This window comes from Nonomuraea sp. NPDC049649 (genome assembly GCF_040675175.1).
Classification (GTDB): domain Bacteria; phylum Actinomycetota; class Actinomycetes; order Streptosporangiales; family Streptosporangiaceae; genus Nonomuraea.
The window spans coordinates 134,161-154,948 of record NZ_JBFAOH010000004.1 but is presented as its reverse complement, the minus strand read 5'-3'; the positions used below and the strand labels follow the sequence as shown (position 1 = coordinate 154,948).

At 69.9% G+C, this 20,788-nt stretch carries 25 protein-coding genes; 13 read left to right on the top strand and 12 right to left on the bottom strand.

From position 1 onward, the window contains the following. Positions 1-183: 183 nt before the first annotated feature. Both AB0J42_RS07905 and AB0J42_RS07900 read right to left on the bottom strand, forming a co-directional pair. Positions 184-330: a hypothetical protein gene (locus tag AB0J42_RS07905; RefSeq protein ID WP_364290141.1), complete on the bottom strand. Its 147-nt coding sequence runs from the start codon at positions 328-330 to the stop codon at positions 184-186. Positions 331-378: 48 nt separating this feature from the next. After that, a complete protein-coding gene (locus AB0J42_RS07900) occupies positions 379-828 on the bottom strand; it encodes an ATP-binding protein (RefSeq protein WP_364290139.1) in 450 nt (149 codons plus the stop codon). A 150-nt stretch (positions 829-978) separates the two neighbouring features. Here AB0J42_RS07900 and AB0J42_RS07895 point away from each other — a divergent pair, with 150 nt between their 5' ends. From AB0J42_RS07895 to AB0J42_RS07880, 4 genes are all read left to right on the top strand, one after another. Further along, positions 979-1,806 carry a helix-turn-helix transcriptional regulator gene (locus AB0J42_RS07895; protein ID WP_364290137.1) on the top strand — a complete coding sequence of 276 codons (828 nt, stop codon included), beginning with the start codon at positions 979-981 and terminating at the stop codon, positions 1,804-1,806. Then, positions 1,794-2,006, top strand: a complete 213-nt coding sequence (locus AB0J42_RS07890; protein ID WP_364290135.1) for a DUF397 domain-containing protein — start codon at positions 1,794-1,796, stop codon at positions 2,004-2,006. Before AB0J42_RS07895 ends, AB0J42_RS07890 begins: the two co-directional genes overlap by 13 nt. A 298-nt stretch (positions 2,007-2,304) precedes the next feature. After that, positions 2,305-2,547 (top strand): hypothetical protein, encoded by a 243-nt coding sequence (locus tag AB0J42_RS07885; protein WP_364290133.1) that lies wholly within the window; start codon positions 2,305-2,307, stop codon positions 2,545-2,547. Next, the gene (locus AB0J42_RS07880) at positions 2,544-4,727 is read left to right on the top strand and encodes a hypothetical protein (RefSeq protein ID WP_364290131.1); all 2,184 of its coding nucleotides are present in this window, start codon (positions 2,544-2,546) and stop codon (positions 4,725-4,727) included. The genes AB0J42_RS07885 and AB0J42_RS07880 overlap by 4 nt, the downstream gene beginning before the upstream one ends. A 708-nt stretch (positions 4,728-5,435) precedes the next feature. Here the strand turns inward: AB0J42_RS07880 and leuA are convergent. Further along, positions 5,436-7,142 (bottom strand): 2-isopropylmalate synthase, encoded by a 1,707-nt coding sequence (gene leuA / locus AB0J42_RS07875; protein WP_364290129.1) that lies wholly within the window; start codon positions 7,140-7,142, stop codon positions 5,436-5,438. 166 nt (positions 7,143-7,308) lie between these two features. Continuing rightward, positions 7,309-7,620 carry a hypothetical protein gene (locus AB0J42_RS07870; protein ID WP_364290128.1) on the bottom strand — a complete coding sequence of 104 codons (312 nt, stop codon included), beginning with the start codon at positions 7,618-7,620 and terminating at the stop codon, positions 7,309-7,311. A 461-nt stretch (positions 7,621-8,081) separates the two neighbouring features. Between AB0J42_RS07870 and AB0J42_RS07865 the strand changes: the two genes are divergently transcribed. After that, on the top strand, positions 8,082-8,327 hold the full coding sequence (locus AB0J42_RS07865; protein WP_364290126.1) for a DUF2630 family protein: 246 nt from the start codon (positions 8,082-8,084) through the stop codon (positions 8,325-8,327). Between the two features lie 136 nt (positions 8,328-8,463). Beyond that, positions 8,464-9,189, top strand: a complete 726-nt coding sequence (locus AB0J42_RS07860) for a Mut7-C RNAse domain-containing protein (RefSeq protein WP_364290510.1) — start codon at positions 8,464-8,466, stop codon at positions 9,187-9,189. Positions 9,190-9,192: 3 nt separating this feature from the next. On the opposite strand, the gene urtE is transcribed toward AB0J42_RS07860, so the two are convergent. From urtE to urtA, 5 genes are read right to left on the bottom strand one after another with little or no spacing between them, the layout of a single operon-like run. Further along, a complete protein-coding gene (gene urtE, locus AB0J42_RS07855) occupies positions 9,193-9,882 on the bottom strand; it encodes an urea ABC transporter ATP-binding subunit UrtE (protein WP_364290124.1) in 690 nt (229 codons plus the stop codon). Beyond that, positions 9,866-10,609: an urea ABC transporter ATP-binding protein UrtD gene (gene urtD, locus AB0J42_RS07850; RefSeq protein ID WP_364290122.1), complete on the bottom strand. Its 744-nt coding sequence runs from the start codon at positions 10,607-10,609 to the stop codon at positions 9,866-9,868. The genes urtE and urtD overlap by 17 nt, the downstream gene beginning before the upstream one ends. Continuing rightward, complete coding sequence (urtC, locus tag AB0J42_RS07845) at positions 10,593-11,612, bottom strand: urea ABC transporter permease subunit UrtC (protein WP_364290120.1); 1,020 nt, start codon at positions 11,610-11,612, stop codon at positions 10,593-10,595. The genes urtD and urtC overlap by 17 nt, the downstream gene beginning before the upstream one ends. Further along, the gene (gene urtB / locus AB0J42_RS07840; RefSeq protein WP_364290118.1) at positions 11,609-12,457 is read right to left on the bottom strand and encodes an urea ABC transporter permease subunit UrtB; all 849 of its coding nucleotides are present in this window, start codon (positions 12,455-12,457) and stop codon (positions 11,609-11,611) included. Before urtB ends, urtC begins: the two co-directional genes overlap by 4 nt. Beyond that, a complete protein-coding gene (gene urtA, locus AB0J42_RS07835) occupies positions 12,454-13,668 on the bottom strand; it encodes an urea ABC transporter substrate-binding protein (RefSeq protein ID WP_364290116.1) in 1,215 nt (404 codons plus the stop codon). Before urtA ends, urtB begins: the two co-directional genes overlap by 4 nt. A gap of 187 nt (positions 13,669-13,855) precedes the next feature. On the opposite strand from urtA, the gene AB0J42_RS07830 reads away from it, so the two are divergent. The 7 genes from AB0J42_RS07830 to AB0J42_RS07800 all read left to right on the top strand — a co-directional run bounded on the left by AB0J42_RS07830 (position 13,856) and on the right by AB0J42_RS07800 (position 19,065). Continuing rightward, positions 13,856-14,158 (top strand): urease subunit gamma, encoded by a 303-nt coding sequence (locus tag AB0J42_RS07830; protein ID WP_364290114.1) that lies wholly within the window; start codon positions 13,856-13,858, stop codon positions 14,156-14,158. After that, the gene (locus tag AB0J42_RS07825; protein WP_364290112.1) at positions 14,155-14,466 is read left to right on the top strand and encodes an urease subunit beta; all 312 of its coding nucleotides are present in this window, start codon (positions 14,155-14,157) and stop codon (positions 14,464-14,466) included. The genes AB0J42_RS07830 and AB0J42_RS07825 overlap by 4 nt, the downstream gene beginning before the upstream one ends. After that, a complete protein-coding gene (locus tag AB0J42_RS07820) occupies positions 14,459-16,168 on the top strand; it encodes an urease subunit alpha (protein WP_364290110.1) in 1,710 nt (569 codons plus the stop codon). Before AB0J42_RS07825 ends, AB0J42_RS07820 begins: the two co-directional genes overlap by 8 nt. Beyond that, a complete protein-coding gene (locus AB0J42_RS07815) occupies positions 16,168-16,902 on the top strand; it encodes an urease accessory UreF family protein (protein WP_364290108.1) in 735 nt (244 codons plus the stop codon). Before AB0J42_RS07820 ends, AB0J42_RS07815 begins: the two co-directional genes overlap by 1 nt. 11 nt (positions 16,903-16,913) lie before the next feature. Then, complete coding sequence (gene ureG, locus AB0J42_RS07810; RefSeq protein ID WP_364290106.1) at positions 16,914-17,576, top strand: urease accessory protein UreG; 663 nt, start codon at positions 16,914-16,916, stop codon at positions 17,574-17,576. 1 nt (position 17,577) lies between these two features. Next, entirely contained in the window at positions 17,578-18,357 is a 780-nt protein-coding gene (locus AB0J42_RS07805) for an urease accessory protein UreD (protein WP_364290104.1), read from the top strand. 246 nt (positions 18,358-18,603) lie between these two features. Continuing rightward, complete coding sequence (locus tag AB0J42_RS07800; RefSeq protein ID WP_364290102.1) at positions 18,604-19,065, top strand: hypothetical protein; 462 nt, start codon at positions 18,604-18,606, stop codon at positions 19,063-19,065. Here the strand turns inward: AB0J42_RS07800 and era are convergent. Genes era through AB0J42_RS07785 form a run of 3 tightly spaced genes read right to left on the bottom strand, consistent with a single transcriptional unit; the run spans position 19,056 to position 20,782 of the window. Next, positions 19,056-19,964, bottom strand: coding sequence for a GTPase Era (era, locus tag AB0J42_RS07795; protein ID WP_364290100.1), 909 nt, complete (start codon positions 19,962-19,964; stop codon positions 19,056-19,058). The two genes, AB0J42_RS07800 and era, sit on opposite strands and share 10 nt — an antisense overlap. Before the next feature lie 15 nt (positions 19,965-19,979). Next, the gene (locus AB0J42_RS07790) at positions 19,980-20,453 is read right to left on the bottom strand and encodes an NUDIX domain-containing protein (RefSeq protein ID WP_364290508.1); all 474 of its coding nucleotides are present in this window, start codon (positions 20,451-20,453) and stop codon (positions 19,980-19,982) included. Positions 20,454-20,461: 8 nt separating this feature from the next. Further along, positions 20,462-20,782, bottom strand: a complete 321-nt coding sequence (locus tag AB0J42_RS07785; RefSeq protein WP_364290098.1) for a cytidine deaminase — start codon at positions 20,780-20,782, stop codon at positions 20,462-20,464. Between the last annotated feature and the right edge of the window lie 6 nt (positions 20,783-20,788).

The window sequence follows — 20,788 nt, the reverse complement described above, 5'->3', positions numbered from 1 at the left end:
GCCCGATGGCCCGCCGGATCAGGACTCGAGTTTGGCCGTAATCCCGTGGCGTAAGCCCAGGCCAGAGCCTCGTCCTCGATTCTCGTAAGGTCGGCCTCGATGTACCGGGTCGCAGAACATCGTGAGGGGATGACCTGGCGGCGGTGCTCGGCGACGACGTCGGCGGTGTGATGGGCATGGCGGTCACGTCCTCGACTCCTCGCAGCGCCCGGAGCACCTTCTCCCGAACTCCACATCCGCGACCTCGACCCCGGGCAGCTGCGGCACCCGGCTCGCATCTCGTACGAGCAGCGACTGCCCCGCCCCGGCCGCGGCCAGCCTCCGGGCCACGCCACCACCGATAGTTCGGTCGCCCCGGTGACCCCGATCCTCATCCCGTCAGAATGTCACGCCGCCCTCACCCGGAAGGTACCGGGAATCGCCTGCCGGGATGACGCACCAGACCGTACGGCCCAGGCCGCGACCGTGCTCCTGAACCCCCCAGTCCCGGGAGACCTCTCGGACGATCAGCAGACCGCGCCCGTCCTCGGCGTCCGGCTCTCGCCGGATGTACGGGCCGGAGAACGCGGAGCCGGGGTCCCGCACCTGCACTCGGACCACTCCGCCCTCGTCCATGACGGTCAGGCCGATGAAGTCGTACGGCCTGGCGTCGGAGTGCCGCAGCGCGTTCGTCACCAGCTCGGACACCGCCAGCACGACGTCATCGAGTGCCGGGTGATCGCTCCCGAGCCAGCCGCGCACCTGCGAGCGGGCGTACGAAACGGACTCGCGAATGCCCGCCAGCTGGATCGAACCGATGATCCTCGGCTCCGCGCTAGCTGCTTTCATCACTTCACCCGCTCGATAGAAGTCGGCCTCGATCGACCTTCCAACCATCCCAAGCCCTGATTACGATGAGTAGCCGAGCGACTTCGCTATGCCATCAACCGTTTCGATGAAAGTCCTGTTGAAACAAGTGGCAGTCCCCCGGGAGGTCAGGTGCCCAAAGAAAGCGAGCTGTGCCCCGCCGATTCACCGACCGCGCTCTTCGGCTTCGAACTGCGGCGGCACCGCAAGGCGCGAGGCTGGTCCCAGATCAGGCTGTCGAAGGCGGTGTCCTACTCCGTCGGCACGATCAGCATGATCGAAACAGCCAGGCGATCACCTACCGAGGACTTCGCCCGCCGCTGCGACGAAGCCCTGGAGGCGGAAGGGGCGTTGATGCGGCTCTGGCCGATGGTCAGCCACGCATCGGCTCCACCCTGGTTCCGGCCCTGGCTCGACGTGGAGGCCACGGCGGAGGCGATCCGCACGTGGGAGCCGCTGGTGGTGCCCGGGCTGCTCCAGACCGAGGACTATGCGAGGGCGATCCTGAGCGGCGACGTAGGCGTGACATCCGAACAGGTCGAGGAGCAGGTGGTCGCCCGCATGGAGCGTCAGAGCATCCTCACCCGGCCCAAGGCGCCGCTGCTGTGGGCCGTGATCGACGAGGCGGTCCTACATCGTCCCATCGGCAGCGCCGCCGTGATGGCAGCGCAGCTCACCCGCCTCCTCGACGCCGGCCGAACCCCCCGGACCACGGTCCAGGTCCTTCCTCTGCATGCTTATTCCACAACCGGGCTCGCGGGAGGGTTCGCCATCGCGCAAGCACGCGGCGTATTCGACACGGCATATGTCGAATCCGCTGGGGTGATGAGCCGAGTAACAGAGCGTCCCGAGGACGTGAGCGTTCTAACATACAGATATGAGGCGATTCGCTCCGAAGCACTGTCCCAGCGCGAATCCCTGGAGCTGATCAAGGAGACGCTGCAGCGATGGACAAGCTGACGCGAGAACTCGACACAGCCACGTGGCGCAAGTCCACCAGGTCCGGACCCGATGGCGGCAACTGCGTCGAAGTCGCCGAACTCCCTGGCGGGCGTCGAGGCGTCCGTGACAGCAAGACCCTCAACGGACCGGTTCTCGTCTTCACGTCGGGCGAGTGGGCCGCCTTCATCTGCGGCGTGAAGGACGGCGAGTTCGACTAGCCACGAGATAGATCACCCTGGCCGTTTCAGCTGGTTTCAATGACAACGGCCAGGGTTTCATTGTTAGGAGCCGCTGACCGTAGGCCATTCCCTGGCGAGGCATCTCGCCGCTCATGGCCCTTCAGCCACCGCCTCACCTCAGCAAACCGTACATTTCTCCACAGACCTCAGGCGCACTCATACTTTCACCGTCCTTTCGCTTGTTCTGTTGACGCGTTGTTGATTACGGTCTGAACGACGTGGGGGACGCCGCCTCCTGACCTGGTCCTGATGGAGCGAGCCGTACGAGGGGATCATCGTGGCTGACCTCGATCGCGACGCGCTGCGGGCCGCGGCGGAGCGGATCCAGCGACTGTCGGACGAGCACTGGTGGGCGCTCACACCCTCCTGCCGTCTGATGGAGAACGACGCATGGGTGGGGCCGGCAGGCTCTCGGTTCGGCGAACAGGTCCACGCCGACCAGCGCGAGCTGCACGAGATGCTCACACAGGCCGTGCAAAGCGCCAACCAGAAGCTGGCTTCCCTTCCGGACAGGCCATGAGCGGATTCAGCGGTGTCAAGCAGGCCGAGTTCGACACGATGACCACCAAGCACACCCAGGCGGCGGGCCAGTTGGAGGAACTAGCCCAGAAGCTGCACCGGGAACTACAGGGCGCCGGACTGGACACCGCCCCTGCCGCCCGGCTGCGGAAGCTGGCCGGACGGATCACCACGCAGGCGGAGGACCTGCGGCGGCGGCAGAAACTGGCCCACGAGCTACAGCGGCAGAAGGTAACCTTCGGCCGGAGCACCCCCGCGGGCAGCTTTCTGGAAATGCCGGACCGGCTGGAGGAGGCCAAGGGACTCCTGGACGGGACCGTCGCCGGCCGCGCCGCCCTGAAAGCCGCCAACGGGGACGAGAAGGCGCTGGCGGAACTGGAAAAGTACGCCTCACGGACGGGGGACTCGGAGTTCGTGAAGGCATTCCTCGGGATGATCGGCGCCCAGGGCGTGACGCGAATGTCCGGCTCGGTCGCCACACTGCTCCGCGACGCCATGTCCCGCAGCGACCCCGGCCGCCGCGACCGGCTCACCACCTCGGGCCGGAACGTCCTCAGCATGCTGAGCACCGCCCTGGCCAAGGGCACCAACCCCAGACATCCCGCCTACCTGGGCGACTCCTTCCTCCAGGACCTGGTCACGGAGGGCCGCGCCCAGCACGGCACAGGCGTCGGCCGGTACCTCGGCTACCAGGCCCAGGCGCTCATCTGGCGCGCCCACGACGGCCAGCCTCCGTACTCGAAAGAGTTCATGGAAACCGTCGGCCGCGACGTCATCCTCTACGAACGCGAGCAACGCGCGGACGCCTGGGCGACGAGCCAAACCTACTCCTGGCACCAGATCCCCATCCTCGACCTCGCCGGCTCCCTCTCCCTCGGCCCCCTCCTCAGACCTGGAGCGCCCCCGAAGGCCCCGCTCACACTCCGATCCTCAATGGTGGAGAACCTCTTCCACGCCGCCAAGTCCAGCCCCGAGGCATCCCACGCCCTCCTGAACCACACCCCACCGGGCTGGAACCAATCAATCCTGAACTACCTGCTGACCACCCGGTGGGGAGCCAGCCGCTACCTGGACGACTACGAACCCATCTCCGGCATGCTCATCACCGCCACAACCGGCCAGGACGCCACCTCTCAAAAACTGGCCGTAGAGCTCACCAAGCTCCTCACCGACCAGGTGCGCGGAGCCTTCGCCGGCGGCGGCGACCAACTGCAAATACAGGACCGAGCACTCTTCGACCGATACGCGCCGCTCAGCTACCCCTTGTCCCGCGCCATCTCCGCCAACATCGACCAATTGTCCAGGCTCTACCTGACGCACGCGGTGTGGGGCGACATCGCCCCGGAGGACATGTCCTACGCATTGGTTCTGGCCGGATCCAACGACAAGGGCTTCGAAGCACTTGTGAGAGCCCAGGTCGAGCACATGCGCGCGGAGCTTGACACCGCTCCCCCCATCGGGCTCAACGCCTCTAACGCCCAGCAGCTAGGCTTCTCCTTGGCAGATGTCCAGCGGTTCGATCTCAATGGAAACGGCCAGGTTGACATATCGGACACGCTCCAATTCCTGACAGACCGCGCTGTCGAAGAGGCGACTCCCTTCAATCACCTCCTAGAAGTACGCCGCCAAATTTTGATCGCTCAAGGAATGGACGACCAGAAAACAGATGAATCGCTGAAAACGATGGTGCGTGACACGATAGGTCTACTTCCCGTTCCAGGGGCCAAACAGATGGGAGAGCTGGCTACTGGAGTCTTCGGGCACCTGGCGGGTAAGGGGTACGAGCAATTGACTGGAGCTGCATATGATGAAATATCCCGCCAGGTGGCCCAGCGCATGTCCGAACAAGACCGGAGCCTGGACGAGGCCTATCAGACACTGGCCAACAACCGCTTGGCAGTGGGAAGGCTGGCGGAGCAGTTGCTGGCTACTGCGATGCTGAATAAGGGCCTGCTGGACGGGCTTCGCTTGCAAGATCAAAGTTTCGCGATCGGGAACCCACCGAAACTCAAAGCATTCGCCGACATGTCCCCATCGGAGTACAGCAGCTTCCTCGAATGGTCGCGCGGCATCGGAGGAGTCAGCGATCTACTCGATCGTTTCGAAACCACCTTCGATAGCACCAATAAGGTCGTCGCCTACCTCGGCCTCAAACCTCAGGGCTCCGGAGACGCCAAATGAGGCATTCCCATGCGCCTGTCGCAATCACGGCTCTCATCGTAATCGCTACAGCTTGCACTCCAGAAACAGAGGCGATCTCCACACCAGCCGCCACTTCTCAACCGATCACAGACTCCGCGCCGTACCTCTGTGAGCTCGTCCCCGAGCGAGCGTTCCGTCTGGTAAGTGGCGCAACCAAGCCTCTCGTTGAGAAAATCGAGGGTGACAAGGCGGTAGGAACGTGCAAAGTCCCCGATACAACCCCTCGACCGTTGACCGTGTGGTGGATGCGCGAAGGTCCTGGAATGCCCCTGAATCATCTTGAGCGTTTGCTAGACGACAGACGAAATATATACACCCGGGCTGGCGGAGTCGTTCTCCCCTCAAGCCTCGGCGACGGCATGGCTGCCTACCTCACCCACGGCTTGCTGGCCGAGCAGCCTTACCGCGTAAGCGCGAAGTTCCGTTGCGGGAACAGAGAACGCTTGATCGACATCTATCTCGCCCAGACGGCCAAGGGCCGGGACGCGATAAAAGACCTGACCGACCTCATGCGCATAGCCCAGCACCGCTACGCCGACCTACACAACTGCGACCTCAAATAAAAACACCTCGACCGCACCCCCATGGTCAGCGGAGCGCGGTCGAGAAGGGGCATCAGGCCTTGTGGGCCAACCTGCCGAACATCACAGCCCCACAGATCGTGCAGGGCCCGATGAGGGAAAGCGGTCAGCGGTAGGAGCGGTTGACCGCCGAGATGATCGCCTTGAGGGAGGCGGTGGAGGTGCTGGCGTCGATGCCGACCCCCCACAGCACCGTCCCGTTGACCTCGCACTCCATGTAGGACGCCGCCTTGGCGTCGCTGCCGGCGCTCAGCGCGTGCTCCACGTAGTCGAGCACCCGTACCTGGATGCCGACGCTGCCGATGGCGTCGATGAAGGCGGAGATCGGCCCGTTGCCGACGCCTTCGAGTTCGCGGATCTCGCCGTCGACGCGGACGTCGGCGTTGATGCGGACCTTCTCGTCGACGGTGGAGTCGTGGCGGTGGGCCATCAGGCTGAGCCGGCCCCAGTGGTTGCCGGGCACGGGCAGGTATTCGTCCTGGAAGATGGCGAACAGCTCGTCGGGGGTGACTTCGCCGCCTTCGGCGTCGGTGCGGGCCTGCACCACCTTGGAGAACTCGATCTGGAGGCGCCGCGGCAGGTCGAGGTGGTGGTCGGCCTTCATGATGTAGGCGACGCCGCCCTTGCCGGACTGGCTGTTGACCCGGATGACGGCCTCGTAGGTGCGGCCGATGTCCTTGGGGTCGATGGGCAGGTACGGGACGGCCCAGGTGTAGGAGTCGACGGGGACGCCGGCGGCGGCGGCGTCGGCGTCCAGGTGTTCGAAGCCCTTCTTGATGGCGTCCTGGTGGGAGCCGGAGAAGGCGGTGTAGACGAGTTCGCCGCCCCACGGGTGGCGGGGGTGGACGGGCAGCTGGTTGCAGTATTCGACGACGCGGCGGATCTCGTCGATGTCGCTGAAGTCGATCTCCGGGTCGACGCCCTGGGAGAAGAGGTTCATGCCGAGCGTGACCAGGCAGACGTTGCCGGTGCGCTCGCCGTTGCCGAACAGGCAGCCTTCGATGCGGTCGGCGCCGGCCATGTAGCCGAGTTCGGCGGCGGCGACGGCGGTGCCGCGGTCGTTGTGGGGGTGGATGGAGAGGACGATCGAGTCGCGGTGCTTGAGGTTGCGGTGCATCCACTCGATCTGGTCGGCGTAGACGTTGGGCGTGGCCATCTCGACGGTCGCCGGCAGGTTGATGATGACCTTGCGGTCGGGGGTGGGCTGCCACACGTCGTTGACGGCGTCGCACACCTCGACGGCGTACTCCAGCTCGGTGCCGGTGAACGACTCCGGAGAGTACTGGTATTGGATGTCGACGTCGCTTTCCTCGGCGAGCTTCTTGACCAGCTTGGCGCCCTCGACGGCGATGCCGGTGATGCCGTCCTTGTCCATCCCGAACACCACCCGGCGCTGCAGCGTGGAGGTGGAGTTGTAGAGGTGGACGATGGCCTGCTTGGCTCCCCGGAGCGACTCGAAGGTGCGCTCGATCAGCTCGGGCCTGGCCTGGGTGAGCACCTGGATCACCACGTCGTCGGGGATCCGGCCTTCTTCGATGATCTGGCGTACGAAGTCGAAGTCGGTCTGGGAGGCGGCCGGGAAGCCCACCTCGATCTCCTTGTAGCCCATCCGGACCAGCAGCTCGAACATCTTGAGCTTGCGGTGGGCGTCCATCGGGTCGATCAGCGCCTGGTTGCCGTCACGCAGGTCGACGGCGCACCAGCGCGGCGCCTTGGTGATGACCTTGTCGGGCCAGGTGCGGTCGGTCAGCCGGATCGGCTCGAAAGGCTGATAGCGATGGAAAGGCATAGAGCTGGGCTGCTGAGCGGTCATCGGGGTGCTCCTGATGGTCGGTCGGAAAAGAAAGCGGCCGACGCGCATGACTGGCTCCGCGGCGAGGGAGCCGGCCTTTACAGGCCCCCGCCGCGGCAGCTAAGAAGCAGCCCGCGCAGCATGCGATTCACGCTACCAGACGTCTCGGCGTGGGCCGGTCATGTTCTCACATGTTGAGAGCATCGGGCACCAGCACGCTCAGGCAGGTGACACAGCCCTCCAGCTTCTCGAACTCCGAGATGTCGACCGTCACCACGGTGAGACCGCGCCTGTCGAGTAGTTCGGCGGTGCGCGGCGCGGACGCGGCGATCAGCACCGTGCCGCGATCCAGCGGGACGACGTGCGCGCCCGTCTCCTCCGGGGGAACCAGCAGGTCAGGCAGGCGGGCGTGCGCGGGGTGGCCGATGAGGGTGCCGTCGGGCAGCGCGGTCACCGCCGACTTCAGGTGGAGGACATCGGACAGTTCGACGGGGACCACCCGCCGTCCGGGCAGCAGCGCGGCGAACTGGGCGATGCCGTGGCCGTCGGTCCGACCTGCCGACGTAGACGGTCTGGCCGGCTTGCAGGACGTCGCCGCCGTCGAGCGTGCCCGGCCGCGTCATCCGTACCGTGTCGAGCCCGAGGTTCCGTACGGTGCGCTCGACGGAGTCCACCTCGGGCCGCCGCTCCGGCGCGCCCGGCCTGGTGAGTACGGCGACACCGTCGACAACGACCGTGTCCTCCACGAAAGGGGCGTCGGGCGGGACGTGCACCGGGCGCCAGCCGGCGGCGGCGAGCGCGGCGACGTAGGCGGCGTGCTGTTCGGCGGCGAGGTCGCGGTCGACGGGCTCGCGCCGGATGTGGGTGACGATGCCCTCGGCGATCCGCGGGCCGGGCTTTCTCACCAGGGCGACGCCGGACATAGGGCGTTCTGTATCACGCCGGAGTTAGAGTCGCGGTATGCGGGACGACGAGATTCTGGGCCGGATCAAGGAACTGGTCGACGAGGAGCACGGCCTGCGCACCAGGCTGGAGGCGGGCGAGCTGACCACCGACGAGGAGAACGCCCGCGTCCAGCAGCTGGAGGCGGCGCTCGACCAGTGCTGGGACCTGCTGCGGCAGCGGCGCGCCCGGCGCGGGGCGGGCGACGACCCCGACGGCGCGGCGTCCCGCCCGGCGGGCCAGGTGGAGAACTACCAGCAGTAGGAAAACCGCTCGCCCCAGTCGGGGCGGTCCGCTTGACTGCTGCCATGCGGATCGAGTGCGCCGAGACCTCCACGAACCCGGTCGCCGACCGGCACGTCAACGAGGCGATGGGGTTAGAGCTGTGACGGGCGGCACAATGGAGACCGTGACGGAAAGGACGGCACTCCTTCGCCTCGCTCCGGAGCTGCTGCTGTTCCTGCCCGCGAGCCGCCGGGGCCCGGAGCAGCCGATCGTGCCCGACGGCTCCTCGACGCTGGGCCATCACGTGGAGTCCACCGGCGTCCCGCTGACCGAGGTGGGGCCGATGACGGCGGGCGGCCGCGGGGTGACGCCCGCGTACGTGCCGGAGCCCGGCGACGTGGTGGACGTCCGGGCCGTGCCGCGCCCGCAGCCGCTGCCGGAGGCGCGGTTCCTGCTGGACGTGCATCTGGGCACGCTGGCGAGGCGGCTGCGGCTACTCGGGCTCGACACCGCCTACCACAACGACATGGACGACCCGGAGCTGGTCGTGCAGGCGAACGCCGAGCGGCGGGTGCTGCTCACCCAGGATCGGGGGCTGCTGCGCCGCCGGGCGCTCTGGCTGGGCGCGTACGTCCGCGGGTCCCGGCCGGACGACCAGCTCCGTGACGTGCTGGAACGGTTCGCGCCGCCGCTGCGGCCGTGGACCCGCTGCACGGCCTGCAACGGCGAGCTGGCGGCGGTGTCCAAGGTCGAGGTGGCGCCGCTGCTGGAGGCGGGCACGAGACGTCATTACGACGCGTACGGGCGCTGCCGCGCGTGCGGCCAGGTCTACTGGCACGGCGCGCACGGCGGGCGGCTGAACGAGATCGTCGAGTCGGCCCGCCAGTGGGCGGCCCGATAAGACTCATACGGCGAGGAGCCGCCGCACGTCCTCGCCGTGCAGTTCGGCGGCGTCGCCGGTGCGCACGACCCGGCCGGCGTCGAGGATGACGAACCGGTCGGCCAGCCGGATCGCGATGTCGAGATACTGCTCGACGAGGAGCACGGCCAGCCCGGAGGCGTGCAGGCGGGCGACGGCCTCCTCGATCTCCTGGACTATCGACGGCTGGATGCCCTCGGTGGGCTCGTCGAGGATGAGCAGGCGGGGCCGGGTGACGAGCACGCGGGCGATGGCGAGCTGCTGCTGCTGGCCGCCGGACAGGTGCCCGGCCCGGCGTCTGAGCAGCGGTTTCAGCCCGGGGAAGAGGTCCAGCGCCTCGTCCAGGGCTTCCTTGCCGGTGCCGGCGGCCTCCATGGTCACCCGCAGGTTGCCCAGCACCGACAGCTGGGGGAAGCACTGGTGGCCCTGCGGCACGTAGCCCATGCCGAGCCGGGCCCGCTGGTGGGGCGGCAGCCGGGCGACGTCGCGGCCGTCGAAGGTGACGGTGCCCGAGGTCGCGGGCAGGACGCCCATGAGGGTGTCGAGCAGCGTCGTCTTGCCGACGCCGTTGCGTCCCATGACGCAGACGAGCTGCCCGGGGCCGACGTCGAGCGAGACGCCGAACAGCACCCGGGCCCTGCCGTAGCCGGATTCGAGGTCATGTGCCGACAGCATCGCTGGGCCTCCTTCCCAGGTAGACCTCCTGCACCCGCGGGTCTGCGCTGACCCGTTCCACCGATCCCTCGACGAGCACCCTGCCCTCGTGCAGCACGGTCACGGCGGAGGCGTGGCGGCGCAGGAACTCCATGTCGTGTTCCACCACGATCACCGTGTGGTCGTCGGCGATCTCGGTGAGCAGTTCGCCCGTGCGGTCCCGCTCGTCCTTGGACATGCCGGCGACCGGCTCGTCCAGCAGGAGCAGGCGGGGACGCTGGGCCAGCAGCATGCCGATCTCCAGCCACTGGCGCTGGCCGTGGGAGAGCACCCCGGCCGGACGGCCGGCGAGCGGTTCGAGCCCGGTCCTGGCCAGCGCCTCGGCGACGGCGTCCGGCACGCCCCGGCGCCGCCTGGCCAGTGACCAGAGCGGTTTCCGGAAGCAGGCGGCCAGGTCGAGGTTCTCCAGGACGGTGAGCTCCTCGAAGACGACCGCGGTCTGGAAGGTGCGGCCGACGCCGAGCCGGACGATCTGGTGTTCCTTCCGGCCGGCCAGGTCGTGTCCGGCGAACCGCACCTGCCCGGTGGCGGGCCTGGTCAGGCCGGTGATCACGTCGATGAGCGTGGTCTTGCCCGCGCCGTTGGGGCCGATGAGGAAGCGGAGCTCGCCGTCGGCGACGGTGAGGTCCACCCCGTCGAGGGCGCGGAAGCCGTCGAAGACCACCCGCACGTCACGCAGTTCGAGCATGGCGCAACCTCCCCAGGATGCCGGCGACGCCCTTCGGGGCCAGGGTCATGACCAGGATGAACAGCGCGCCCTGCAGGTAGAGCCAGCCGTCGGCGAACTGTTCGCTGAAGGCGGTCTGCGCGTGGCCCATGACGACGGCGCCGAGCACCGCCCCGGCCAGCACCTGCCGGCCGCCGACCGCGACCGCGACGACGAGCTCCAGCGACGGGACGACGCCGAGCAGGGCGGGCGAGATGATCCCGACGACCGGGACGAACAGCGCTCCGGCGAGCCCGGCCAGCCCGGCGGAGACGGCGAAGGTGACGGTCTTCACCAGGGCGGGGTCGTACCCGAGGAACCGCACCCGGTCCTCGCCGTCGCGGACGGCGACCAGCAGCCTGCCGAACCTGCTGCCCACCAGCTGCCGCGTGGCCAGGTAGAGCAGGCCGAGCGCCCCGGCGACCACCAGGTACAGCGTCCGCTGGGTGGCGTCGTCGGCCAGGTCGGCGCCGAACAGCTCGAAGAAGTTCGTCATGCCGTTGGTGCCGCCGGTCAGGCCCTGCTGCCCGACGAGCAGGATGACCATGGCGGCGGCGAGCGCCTGGGTGAGGATCGCGAAGTACGCGCCCCGTACCCGCTGCCTGAAGACCAGCGTGCCGAGCAGGACCGCCAGCGCCACCGGCGCGGCGACGGCCATGACCAGCGCGAACCCCGGATGGGCGAACGGTTTCCAGAGCGCGGGCAGCTCCTCCACGCCGCTCCACACCATGAAGTCGGGCAGGTCGCCGCCGCTCTCGTGCAGCTTCAGGTACATGGCCATCGAATAGCCGCCGAGGCCGAAGAAGACGCCCTGGCCGAGGGTGAGCATGCCGCCCTGCCCCCAGGCCAGCCCGATGCCGAGCGCGACGATCGCGTAGCAGAGGTACTTGGCGAGCAGGCTCAGCCGGAACGGCTCCAGCAGCAGCGGCGCGGCGACCAGGGCGACGGCCGCGACCGCGGCGAACGGCAGGTTTCTCCTGATCATGTCAGCGCCCTCGATCTCAGCGCGACCAGCCCCTGCGGCCGCACCTGGAGGAAGCCGATGACGGCCGCGAACACGAGCACCTTGGCCAGGCTCGCGTCGGACCAGAACTCGGCGTACGAGTTGAGCAAGCCCAGCCCGGCGGCGGCCAGCACGGCGCCGCGCAGCTGCCCGAGCCCGCCCGCGACCACCACCAGGAAGGCGTCGACGATGTAGTAGGTGCCGAGCGCGGGCCCGACGGGGCCGATCAGGGTGAGCGCCACCCCGGCCAGCCCGGCCAGCCCCGAGCCGATGAGGAAGGTCAGCATGTCGACGCGGCCGGGGTCGATCCCGCTGGTGGCGGCCAGCCGCCGGTTCTGCACGACCGCCTGCGTGCGCCGCCCCAGCCGGGTACGGGTGAGGTACAGCCAGACGCCGGCCACGCCCGCGACGGCCAGCGCCATGATGAACAGGCGGTGGTACGGGAGGATCCCGACGCCGCCGGACAGCCACGACGGCGCGGACACCTGCACGTTCGGCGCGCCGAACAGGTCGCGGGCGAGCTGCTGCAGCACCAGGCTGACGCCCCAGGTGAGCAGCAGCGTGTCGAGCGGCCGGCCGTAGAAGCGGCGGATGAGGCCGCGTTCCAGCGCCAGGCCCATGAGCCCGGCGACCAGGAACGCGGCGGGCAGCGCGAGCAGCAGGTCCTGGATCAGGAAGGCGGTGTAGGCGCCCGCCATGATGAACTCGCCGTGCGCCATGTTGATCACGCCCATCTGGCCGAACGTGACCGTCAGCCCGAGCGCCACCAGCAGCAGCACCGCCCCGATGGACAGCCCGATCGGGAGCTGGTTGACGAAGGCCATCACTCCTCCGCCAGCCCGGCGGCCCAGGAGTACCCCTTGAGGTACGGGTCGGGCTTGATCGGCTCGCCGGAGTCCCACACCTGCTCGATCAGGCCGTCGGGGCGGATGACGCCGATGCGGGCGGTCTTGTGGAGGTGCTGGTTCTCGCCGTCGATGGTGACCGGGCCTTCGGGGCGGTCCAGGGCGATCCCGCCGGCCGCCTTCCTGACAGCCGCGACCTCGGTCGTGCCGGCCTTCTCGACCGCCTCGGCCCACAGGTAGACGGCGTTGTAGCCGGCCTGCATGGGGTCGCTGGTGACCTTGTCCTCGCCGTACGCGGCCTTGAACGCCTTGACGAACGCCTGGTTGGCGGGGGTGTCGGTGGTCTGGTAGTAGTTCCAGGCGACCGGGTGGCCGGCGATGTTGGCGACGCCGATGCCCTTGACCTCCTCCTCGGCGACGCTCACCGACAGCACCGGCATCGCGTCGGCGCTCACTCCGGCGCTCTTGAGCTGCTTGAAGAAGGCCACGTTCGAGTCGCCGTTGAGGGTGTTGAACACGGCGTCGGGTTTGGCCTGGACGACCTTGTTGACGAGGGTGGAGTACTCGGTGTGGCCGAGCGGGGTGTACTCCTCGCCGAGGATCTCCATCCCGTTCGCCGCCGCGTACGCTTTGATGATCTTGTTCGCGGTACGGGGGAAGACGTAGTCGCTGCCGACGAGGAAGAGTTTCTTCTTGCCCTGCTCCTTCAGGTAGTCGAGGCCCGGGATGATCTGCTGGTTGGTGGTGGCTCCGGTGTAGAAGATGTTGGGGGAGCTCTCCAGGCCCTCGTACTGGACCGGATACCACAGCAGCGACCCGTACCGTTCGAAGACAGGCAGCATCGCCTTGCGGCTGGCCGACGTCCACCCGCCGAACACGGTGGCCACCTTGTCCTGCCTGATCAGCTTGGTGGCCTTCTCGGCGAAGGTGGGCCAGTCGGACGCGCCGTCCTCGACGACCGGGACGAGCTTCTTGCCGAGCACCCCGCCCGCCCGGTTGATCTCCTCGACGGCGAGCAGTTCGGCGTCCCGCACGGTGACCTCGCTGATGGCCATGGTGCCGCTGAGCGAGTGGAGGATGCCGACCTTGATCTCGTCCTGGGCGGCGGCGGTGCCGGACCCGGACGGGGGCGGCCCGCAGGCCGCGAGGGTCACGAGGAGGAGAGCGGGGACGAGTGCGCGGGGGGTTCGCACGGGCGGTTCCTTCCTTCCTGCCAGCTGCTGGAAGAACGGTGCATCCGCCGCGTGTCACGGAGAGATCCCGCGTGTTAATTGCCGATTGCCACACCCTCACCCCGATGCGGCGGCCGTCACACAGGCGGAAACCGACACGACATCCCCCGGCAACACCGGGGAAACGACGGCTGCCTATCGTCCGGCCATGCGGCTCACCCCACACGAGCAGGAACGGCTGCTCATCCACGTCGCCGCCGGAGTGGCACGCGAGCGCCGGGCCCGCGGCCTGCGGCTCAACCACCCGGAGGCCACCGCCGTCATCGCGTCGTTCCTGATGGAAGGGGCCAGGGACGGCCGGACGGTGGCCCAGCTAATGGAGGCCGGGCGCTCGGTGCTGCGCCGGGACGACGTCATGGAGGGGGTGCCGGAGATGCTGGACAGCGTGCAGGTCGAGGCCACCTTCCCCGACGGCACCAAACTCGTCACCGTGCACAGGCCGATCCCGTGATCCCGGGCGAGTACGTACACCCCGGCGACGCCGTCCCGCTGAACCCCGGCAGGCCGCGGGTGACGCTGCGGGTCGTGAACACCGCGGACCGGCCCGTGCAGGTCGGCTCCCACTACCACTTCGCCGCCGCCAACCCGGGGCTGCGCTTCGACCGGGAGGCCGCGCACGGCATGCGGCTGGACGTGCCCGCGGGCACCGCGGTCCGGTTCGAGCCGGGCGTGGCGCGGGACGTCACCCTGGTCCCGCTGGCGGGCCGCCGGATCGTCCCCGGGCTGCGGACCGAGCGGGCGGGAGCGCTCGATGACTGAGCTCTCCCGCGCCCGCTACGCCGCGCTCTACGGCCCCACCACCGGCGACCGCGTCCGGCTGGCCGACACCGGCCTGTTCGTCGAGGTCACCGAGGACCGCTCGGCCGGCCCGGCCGGGGCGGGCGACGAGGCCGTGTTCGGCGGCGGCAAGGTCATCCGCGAGTCGATGGGCCAGTCCACGGCCACCCGCGCCGAGGGCGCCGCCGACCTGGTCATCACCGGCGCGCTGATCCTCGATTACTGGGGCGTGGTCAAGGCGGACGTCGGCGTGGCCGACGGCCGGATCGCCGCCGTCGGCAAGGCCGGCAACCCCGACACGATGGACGGCGTCGACATCGTCATCGGCCCGTCCACCGAGGTCCTGGCGGGCAACGGCAAGATCCTCACCGCCGGCGCCGTCGACTCCCACGTGCACCTCATCTGCCCGCAGCTCCTGGACGAGGCCGTCGGCTCGGGCGTCACCACGGTCATCGGCGGCGGCACCGGCCCCGTCGAGGGCACCAAGGCCACCACCGTCACCCCGGCCTGGTACCTGGAGCGGATGCTGGAGGCGCTCGACTCCTACCCGCTCAACTTCGCGCTGCTCGGCAAGGGCAACACGGTCAGCGAGGAAGGGCTGCTGGAGCAGCTCCGCGCGGGCGCGTCCGGCTTCAAGCTGCACGAGGACTGGGGCACCACGCCCGCCGCCATCGACGCCTGCCTGTCCGTCGCCGACGCGACCGGCGCGCAGGTGACGATCCACACCGACACGCTGAACGAGGCCGGGTTCGTGGAGTCGACGCTGGCGGCGATCGGCGGCCGGGCCATCCACGCCTACCACACCGAGGGGGCGGGCGGCGGGCACGCGCCCGACATCATCCGGCTCGCCTCCCACCGCAACGTGCTGCCGTCCTCCACCAACCCGACCAGGCCGCACACCGTCAACACCCTCGACGAGCACCTCGACATGCTCATGGTCTGCCACCACCTCAACCCGGCCGTCCCGGAGGACCTGGCGTTCGCCGAATCCAGGATCAGGCCGACCACCATGGCCGCCGAGGACGTCCTGCACGACCTGGGCGCCATCTCGATCATCGGCTCCGACTCGCAGGCGATGGGCCGCATCGGCGAGACCGTCATCCGCACCTGGCAGACGGCGCACGTCATGAAGGCCCGCCGGGGCGCGCTCGGCGACGGCCCCGCCGACAACCTGCGGGCCCGCCGCTACGTCGCCAAGTACACGATCTGCCCGGCCGTCGCCCACGGCCTCGACGCCGAACTGGGCTCGGTCGAACCCGGCAAGCTGGCCGACCTGGTGCTCTGGGACCCCGCCTTCTTCGCCGTGAAGCCCGCGCTGGTGCTCAAGGGCGGCATGGTCGCCTGGGCCCAGATGGGCGACGCGAACGCCTCGATCCCGACCCCCCAGCCGGTACTGCCCCGTCCCATGTTCGGCGCCGCCCCGGCTGCCGCCGCCGCCACCTCTCTGCACTTCGTCTCGCCGCTCGCGCTCGACACCGGGCTCGCCGACCGGCTCGCCGTCCGCCGCCGCCTCGTCCCCGCGGCGGACGTACGGCGGCACGGCAAGGACGCCATGCCGCTCAACGACGCCCTGCCGCGCATCGACGTGGCACCCGACACCTTCGAGGTACGGATCGACGGCGAACCGGTCGAGCCCGCTCCCGCCCAGGTCCTGCCGCTGGCCCAGCGCTACTTCCTGTTCTGATGCACCCGGCGATCCTCCTCCTCACCGACTCCCGCCTCCCCGCCGGGGGCCACGCCCACTCGGGCGGCGTCGAACAGGCGGTCGCGCTGGGCCTCGTGCACGACCTGCCGTCCCTGTCCGCCTTCCTCCATGGGCGTCTCCGCACGGCCGGCGCCCTCGCCGCCGCCCTCGCCGCCTCCGCCTGCGCGTTCGCCTCCGTACGAGAAGAGAACGGACGCGCTGAAGACGGGCCCTCCTGGGAACCCCTGGACGCGGAGGCCGACGCGCGCACGGCATCGCCCGCGCAGCGCGAGGCCGCACGGACCCAGGGCAAGCTGCTGCTGCGGGTGACGAGACGGCTGTGGCCCGCACCGGTGCTGGACGACCTGGCCGAAGAGGTCCCCCGTCCGCACCACCCGGTCGCGCTCGGCGCCGCGGCGCACGCCGCGGGCGCCGCACCCGCGGACGCCGCGCTGGCCGCCGCCCACCACGCCGTCACCGGCCCGGCCACCGCGGCGGTCCGCCTGCTCGGCCTGGACCCGGTGGCCGTCCACGGCATCCTCGCCGGCCTCGTCCCCGACCTGGCCGAATGCGCCGCCCGTACACAGCTCCTTTCCGAGTCCGCGGACGACGAGGAACATGGGCATAGCGGACCCACGCGCCGGTGGGCGGCACTGGGGGCGCCGTCCGCACCCGCACTCGACCTGCTGGCCGAGCGGCACACCCGCGCGAAGGTCAGGCTTTTCGTCTCATGAAGAGGAGCGACATGGGCGCCAGGCATCACGACCACCACCGCACCCCCGACGGCCGCGGCAGAGCACTCCGGCTCGGCGTGGGCGGCCCCGTCGGCAGCGGCAAGACGGCCCTGGTGGCCGCGCTCTGCCGGTCCCTCGGCCCGTCGCTCCAGCTCGGCGTGGTCACCAACGACATCTACACCACCGAGGACGCCGACTTCCTGCGCCGGGCGGGCGTGCTCGACGAGGAGCGCATCACCGCCGTCGAGACCGGCTGCTGCCCGCACACCGCCATCCGCGACGACATCGCCGCCAACCTGGACGCCGTGGAGACGCTGGAGCGCCACTTCGGCCCGCTCGACCTGGTCATCGTGGAGAGCGGCGGCGACAACCTGACGGCGACGTTCAGCCGGGGCCTGGCCGACCGGCAGATCTTCGTCCTGGACGTGTCCGGCGGCGACAAGGTGCCCCGCAAGGGCGGCCCCGGCGTCACCTCCGCCGACCTGCTGGTGGTCAACAAGACGGACCTGGCCCCGCTGGTGGGTGCCGACCTGCGGGTCATGGCCCGGGACGCGGCGGCGGTACGAGGCGGCAGGCCGGTCCTGTTCACCTCGGTCCGGCAGGACCCCGCGATCGCCGAGGTGACCTCCTGGGTGGCGGACCAGGTCAAGTCCTGGCGTCACGAACACGCCTGACATGCGCGCCCGAGCCGCCGTCGCCACCACCCCGGCCCCGCGCCCCTCCCCCGGCGGAGCCGGTCCAGCGGGCGGGACGGTGATCTCCCTGCTGCGCTCCGCTCCCCCGCTGACGCTCCGCCAGACCGGCCCGGCGGCCGTCCACCTGGTCTCCACCGCCGCCGGGCCGCTGGGCGGCGACGACCTGGCCCTCGACCTCACCGTCGCGGACGGCACCACCCTGGAGGTGGGCTCGGTGGCGAGCACCCTCGTCCTGCCCGGACGGGGCGAGTCATCCATGCGGATCACCGCCGTCGTCGGCTCGGGCGCGACACTCCGCTTCACGCCCGAGCCGACCGTGCTGGCCGCCGGTTGCTCCCACCTCATGTCCGTACGGCTCGACCTCGCGCCCGGCGCGCGCGTCCTGTGGCGCGAGGAGATCGTCTTCGGCCGGTACGGAGAACGCCCCGGCCACTGCCACGCCCGCCTCGACGCCACCATCTCCGGCCGGCCCCTCCTCCGGCAGGAGTTCACCGCAGGCGACCCCGCACTCGACTCCTCCCCCGCCGTCTTCGGCGACGCCACCTGCGTCGGCACCACCCTCATCACAGGACTCACCCGCCCACGAGAGTCCCTGGTCGCGGACGGCGTGGCGGTGCTCCCCCTCGCCGGCCCCGGCACCCTCGTCTCCGCCCTGGCGACCGACGCAGCCGACCTCCGCGCCAAACTCACCTGGGGCGAATCCGCCGTAACAAACCAGCAGGACAGCCGCGAAGACCGCCACACGGCAACCACCCGATGAGAACCCGCAGGACGACCCCGACCTCGCCTCCACCAGCTCAAGCCGCGCCTGCCCCCGACTCCACCCGCCACTGACGACCAGACAGACCAGATCGCGGAGGTACCGCGCAGTGACGAGTGGGTGTCTGAAGCAAGACCGCCACGAAAGCCACCACCCGCCGCACGGACCAGGTCGCGGGGGTGCCGGGCGGTGACGAGTGGGTGTCGGAGGGTGGTGCGGGGGCGGGGGGCGGCTTATCGTGATCGTGTGGCCGAAGACCTGTCGTCGCGTCCCGCCCGGGTGGGCGGCCGCCGGTACGCGGCGGGGGTGACGCTGGCCGGGGCGGCGCTGGTGGTGTGCGCGGTGCTGCCGTGGTCGGGGGTGCGGGCCAGCAGCGCCCTCCTCGGCGCGATCACCAGCGACACCCGCGGCATCGACGACATGCTCGGCGTCTACGCCCTGCTCGCCGGGCTGGCCGCGCTGGGCTGCGGCGTCGCGGGCCTGTTCGCCCGCCCGAGGTTCGCGGCCGTCGCGGCGGTGCCGGGGGCGCTGGCGATGGTGGTGCTGGTCATGTTCGTGTCCGGGCCGGTCGACCGGGTGTCGGTGGAGCTGGGCGGGCTGCTCTCGATCGAGCCGGTGATCCGCTACGGGTGGTACGCGTCGCTGGCGTCGGCGTTCGGGGTGGTGCTGATGGCCGTCCTGGCGCTGGTGCGGCGGCCTCAGTCGTAGAAGCCGAGCCTGCGCAGCTGCTTGGGGTCGCGCTGCCAGTCCTTGGCGACGCTGACCCGCAGGTCGAGGTAGACGCGGGTGCCGAGCAGGGCTTCGATCTGCTTGCGGGCCCTGGTGCCGACCTCGCGCAGCCGTTCGCCCTTGTGGCCGATGACGATGGCCTTCTGCGACGGCCGTTCGACGAACATGTGGGCGTAGATGTCGAGCAGGTCGTCGCGGTCTTCCCGGGTCATCATCTCGTCGACCACGACGGCGATCGAGTGGGGCAGCTCGTCGCGGACGCCTTCGAGCGCCGCCTCCCGGATCAGCTCGCCGACGAGCACCTGCTCGGGCTCGTCGGTGAGCTGCCCGTCCTCGTACAGCGGCGGCGACTCCGGCAGGTGGCTGACGATCACGTCGGAGAGCACGTCGAGCTGCTCGCCCGACTGCGCCGACACGGGCACCACGTCGGCGAACTCGCCGATCTCCGAGACCGCGACCAGCTGCTGGGCGATCTGGTCGCGGCTGGCCAGGTCGCACTTGGTGACCACGGCGATCACCGGCGTCTTCTTGACCGCCGCCAGCTTGCCCGCGATGAACCGGTCGCCCTTGCCGATCGCCTCGTTGGCGGGCACGCAGAACGCGATCGCGTCGACCTCGGTGAGGGTCGACAGCACCAGGCTGTCGAGCCGCTCGCCGAGGAGGGTGCGCGGCCGGTGGAGGCCGGGGGTGTCGACGATGATGATCTGGGCGTCGGGCCGGTGCACGATGCCTCTGATCACCCGCCTCGTCGTCTGCGGTTTGGACGAGGTGATCGCCACTTTGGTGCCGACCAGGGCGTTCATGAGCGTGGACTTGCCGACGTTCGGCCTCCCCACGAAGCAGGCGAATCCGGCGCGATGGCTGTCTGGCGAGGTCACATAGTGCATTCTCGCCTACCCGGAGGCGTGCGCACGCCACCAGGCGAACACCTCGGGCATCACCAGCGGCGACCACGCGGTCATCGGCAGCCCGGCCAGCTCGTCCTCGCGGAGCCAGCGGGCCTCGTTGATCTCGTCGCCGTCGGGGGTGGGCGTGCCGGATACGAGCGAGCACCCGTAGACGGCGATCACGTAGGCGCATTCGTGGCCGTTCGGGTAGCGCACCCGGAACTCGGGCCCGCCGTAGACGCCGATGAGGCCGCGTACCCGCACCTCGATGTCGAGCTCCTCGCGCAGCTCCCGGCGCACGGCCTCCTCGGGCCGCTCGTCGGGGTCCACCGCCCCGCCGGGGGCGGCCCAGAGTCCGACGTCGCCGTGGCGGGCCACCAGGAGGCGGCCCTCGTCGTCGAAGACGCAGCCGCAGACCGACGGCAGCATCAGCAGGTCGGGCCCGAGTTTGGCGCGCACCCCGGCCAGGTAGGGGGACATCGCCACGGTCAGCTCCGCGGGGTGCCGTCGGGGCCGGCCACCAGGATGGACGTCACGCCCAGCTCCGCGGCCGCCGCCCGGTCGTCGTCGGACGGCCCGTCGCCGCCGGTGACCAGCGCCGCCGCCTCCAGGGAGCGGGCGCCGCTGGAGATGGCGGTCGCCACCGCCACCTGCACCGCGGAGAGCCGCAGCGCCTTCAGCGAGACCTCGGTGGCCGCGTACGTGCGGCCGGTCTCGTCGCGGACGGCCGCGCCCTCGGCGGAGCCGTTGCGGGCCCGCGAGGCCCGCGCCAACGTGATGAGCTTGCTGTCTTCCGGATCGAGAGTCACGAAGAC

Coding starts and splice junctions, on each gene's coding strand:
- AB0J42_RS07900 (WP_364290139.1), bottom strand. CDS start 828: ATGAAAGCAGCTAGCGCGGAGCCGAGGATCATCGGTTCGATCCAGCTG.
- AB0J42_RS07890 (WP_364290135.1), top strand. CDS start 1,794: ATGGACAAGCTGACGCGAGAACTCGACACAGCCACGTGGCGCAAGTCC.
- AB0J42_RS07880 (WP_364290131.1), top strand. CDS start 2,544: ATGAGCGGATTCAGCGGTGTCAAGCAGGCCGAGTTCGACACGATGACC.
- leuA (WP_364290129.1), bottom strand. CDS start 7,142: ATGACCGCTCAGCAGCCCAGCTCTATGCCTTTCCATCGCTATCAGCCT.
- AB0J42_RS07865 (WP_364290126.1), top strand. CDS start 8,082: ATGCGGGACGACGAGATTCTGGGCCGGATCAAGGAACTGGTCGACGAG.
- AB0J42_RS07860 (WP_364290510.1), top strand. CDS start 8,464: ATGGAGACCGTGACGGAAAGGACGGCACTCCTTCGCCTCGCTCCGGAG.
- urtE (WP_364290124.1), bottom strand. CDS start 9,882: ATGCTGTCGGCACATGACCTCGAATCCGGCTACGGCAGGGCCCGGGTG.
- urtD (WP_364290122.1), bottom strand. CDS start 10,609: ATGCTCGAACTGCGTGACGTGCGGGTGGTCTTCGACGGCTTCCGCGCC.
- urtC (WP_364290120.1), bottom strand. CDS start 11,612: ATGATCAGGAGAAACCTGCCGTTCGCCGCGGTCGCGGCCGTCGCCCTG.
- AB0J42_RS07830 (WP_364290114.1), top strand. CDS start 13,856: ATGCGGCTCACCCCACACGAGCAGGAACGGCTGCTCATCCACGTCGCC.
- AB0J42_RS07820 (WP_364290110.1), top strand. CDS start 14,459: ATGACTGAGCTCTCCCGCGCCCGCTACGCCGCGCTCTACGGCCCCACC.
- AB0J42_RS07815 (WP_364290108.1), top strand. CDS start 16,168: ATGCACCCGGCGATCCTCCTCCTCACCGACTCCCGCCTCCCCGCCGGG.
- ureG (WP_364290106.1), top strand. CDS start 16,914: ATGGGCGCCAGGCATCACGACCACCACCGCACCCCCGACGGCCGCGGC.
- AB0J42_RS07805 (WP_364290104.1), top strand. CDS start 17,578: ATGCGCGCCCGAGCCGCCGTCGCCACCACCCCGGCCCCGCGCCCCTCC.
- AB0J42_RS07790 (WP_364290508.1), bottom strand. CDS start 20,453: ATGTCCCCCTACCTGGCCGGGGTGCGCGCCAAACTCGGGCCCGACCTG.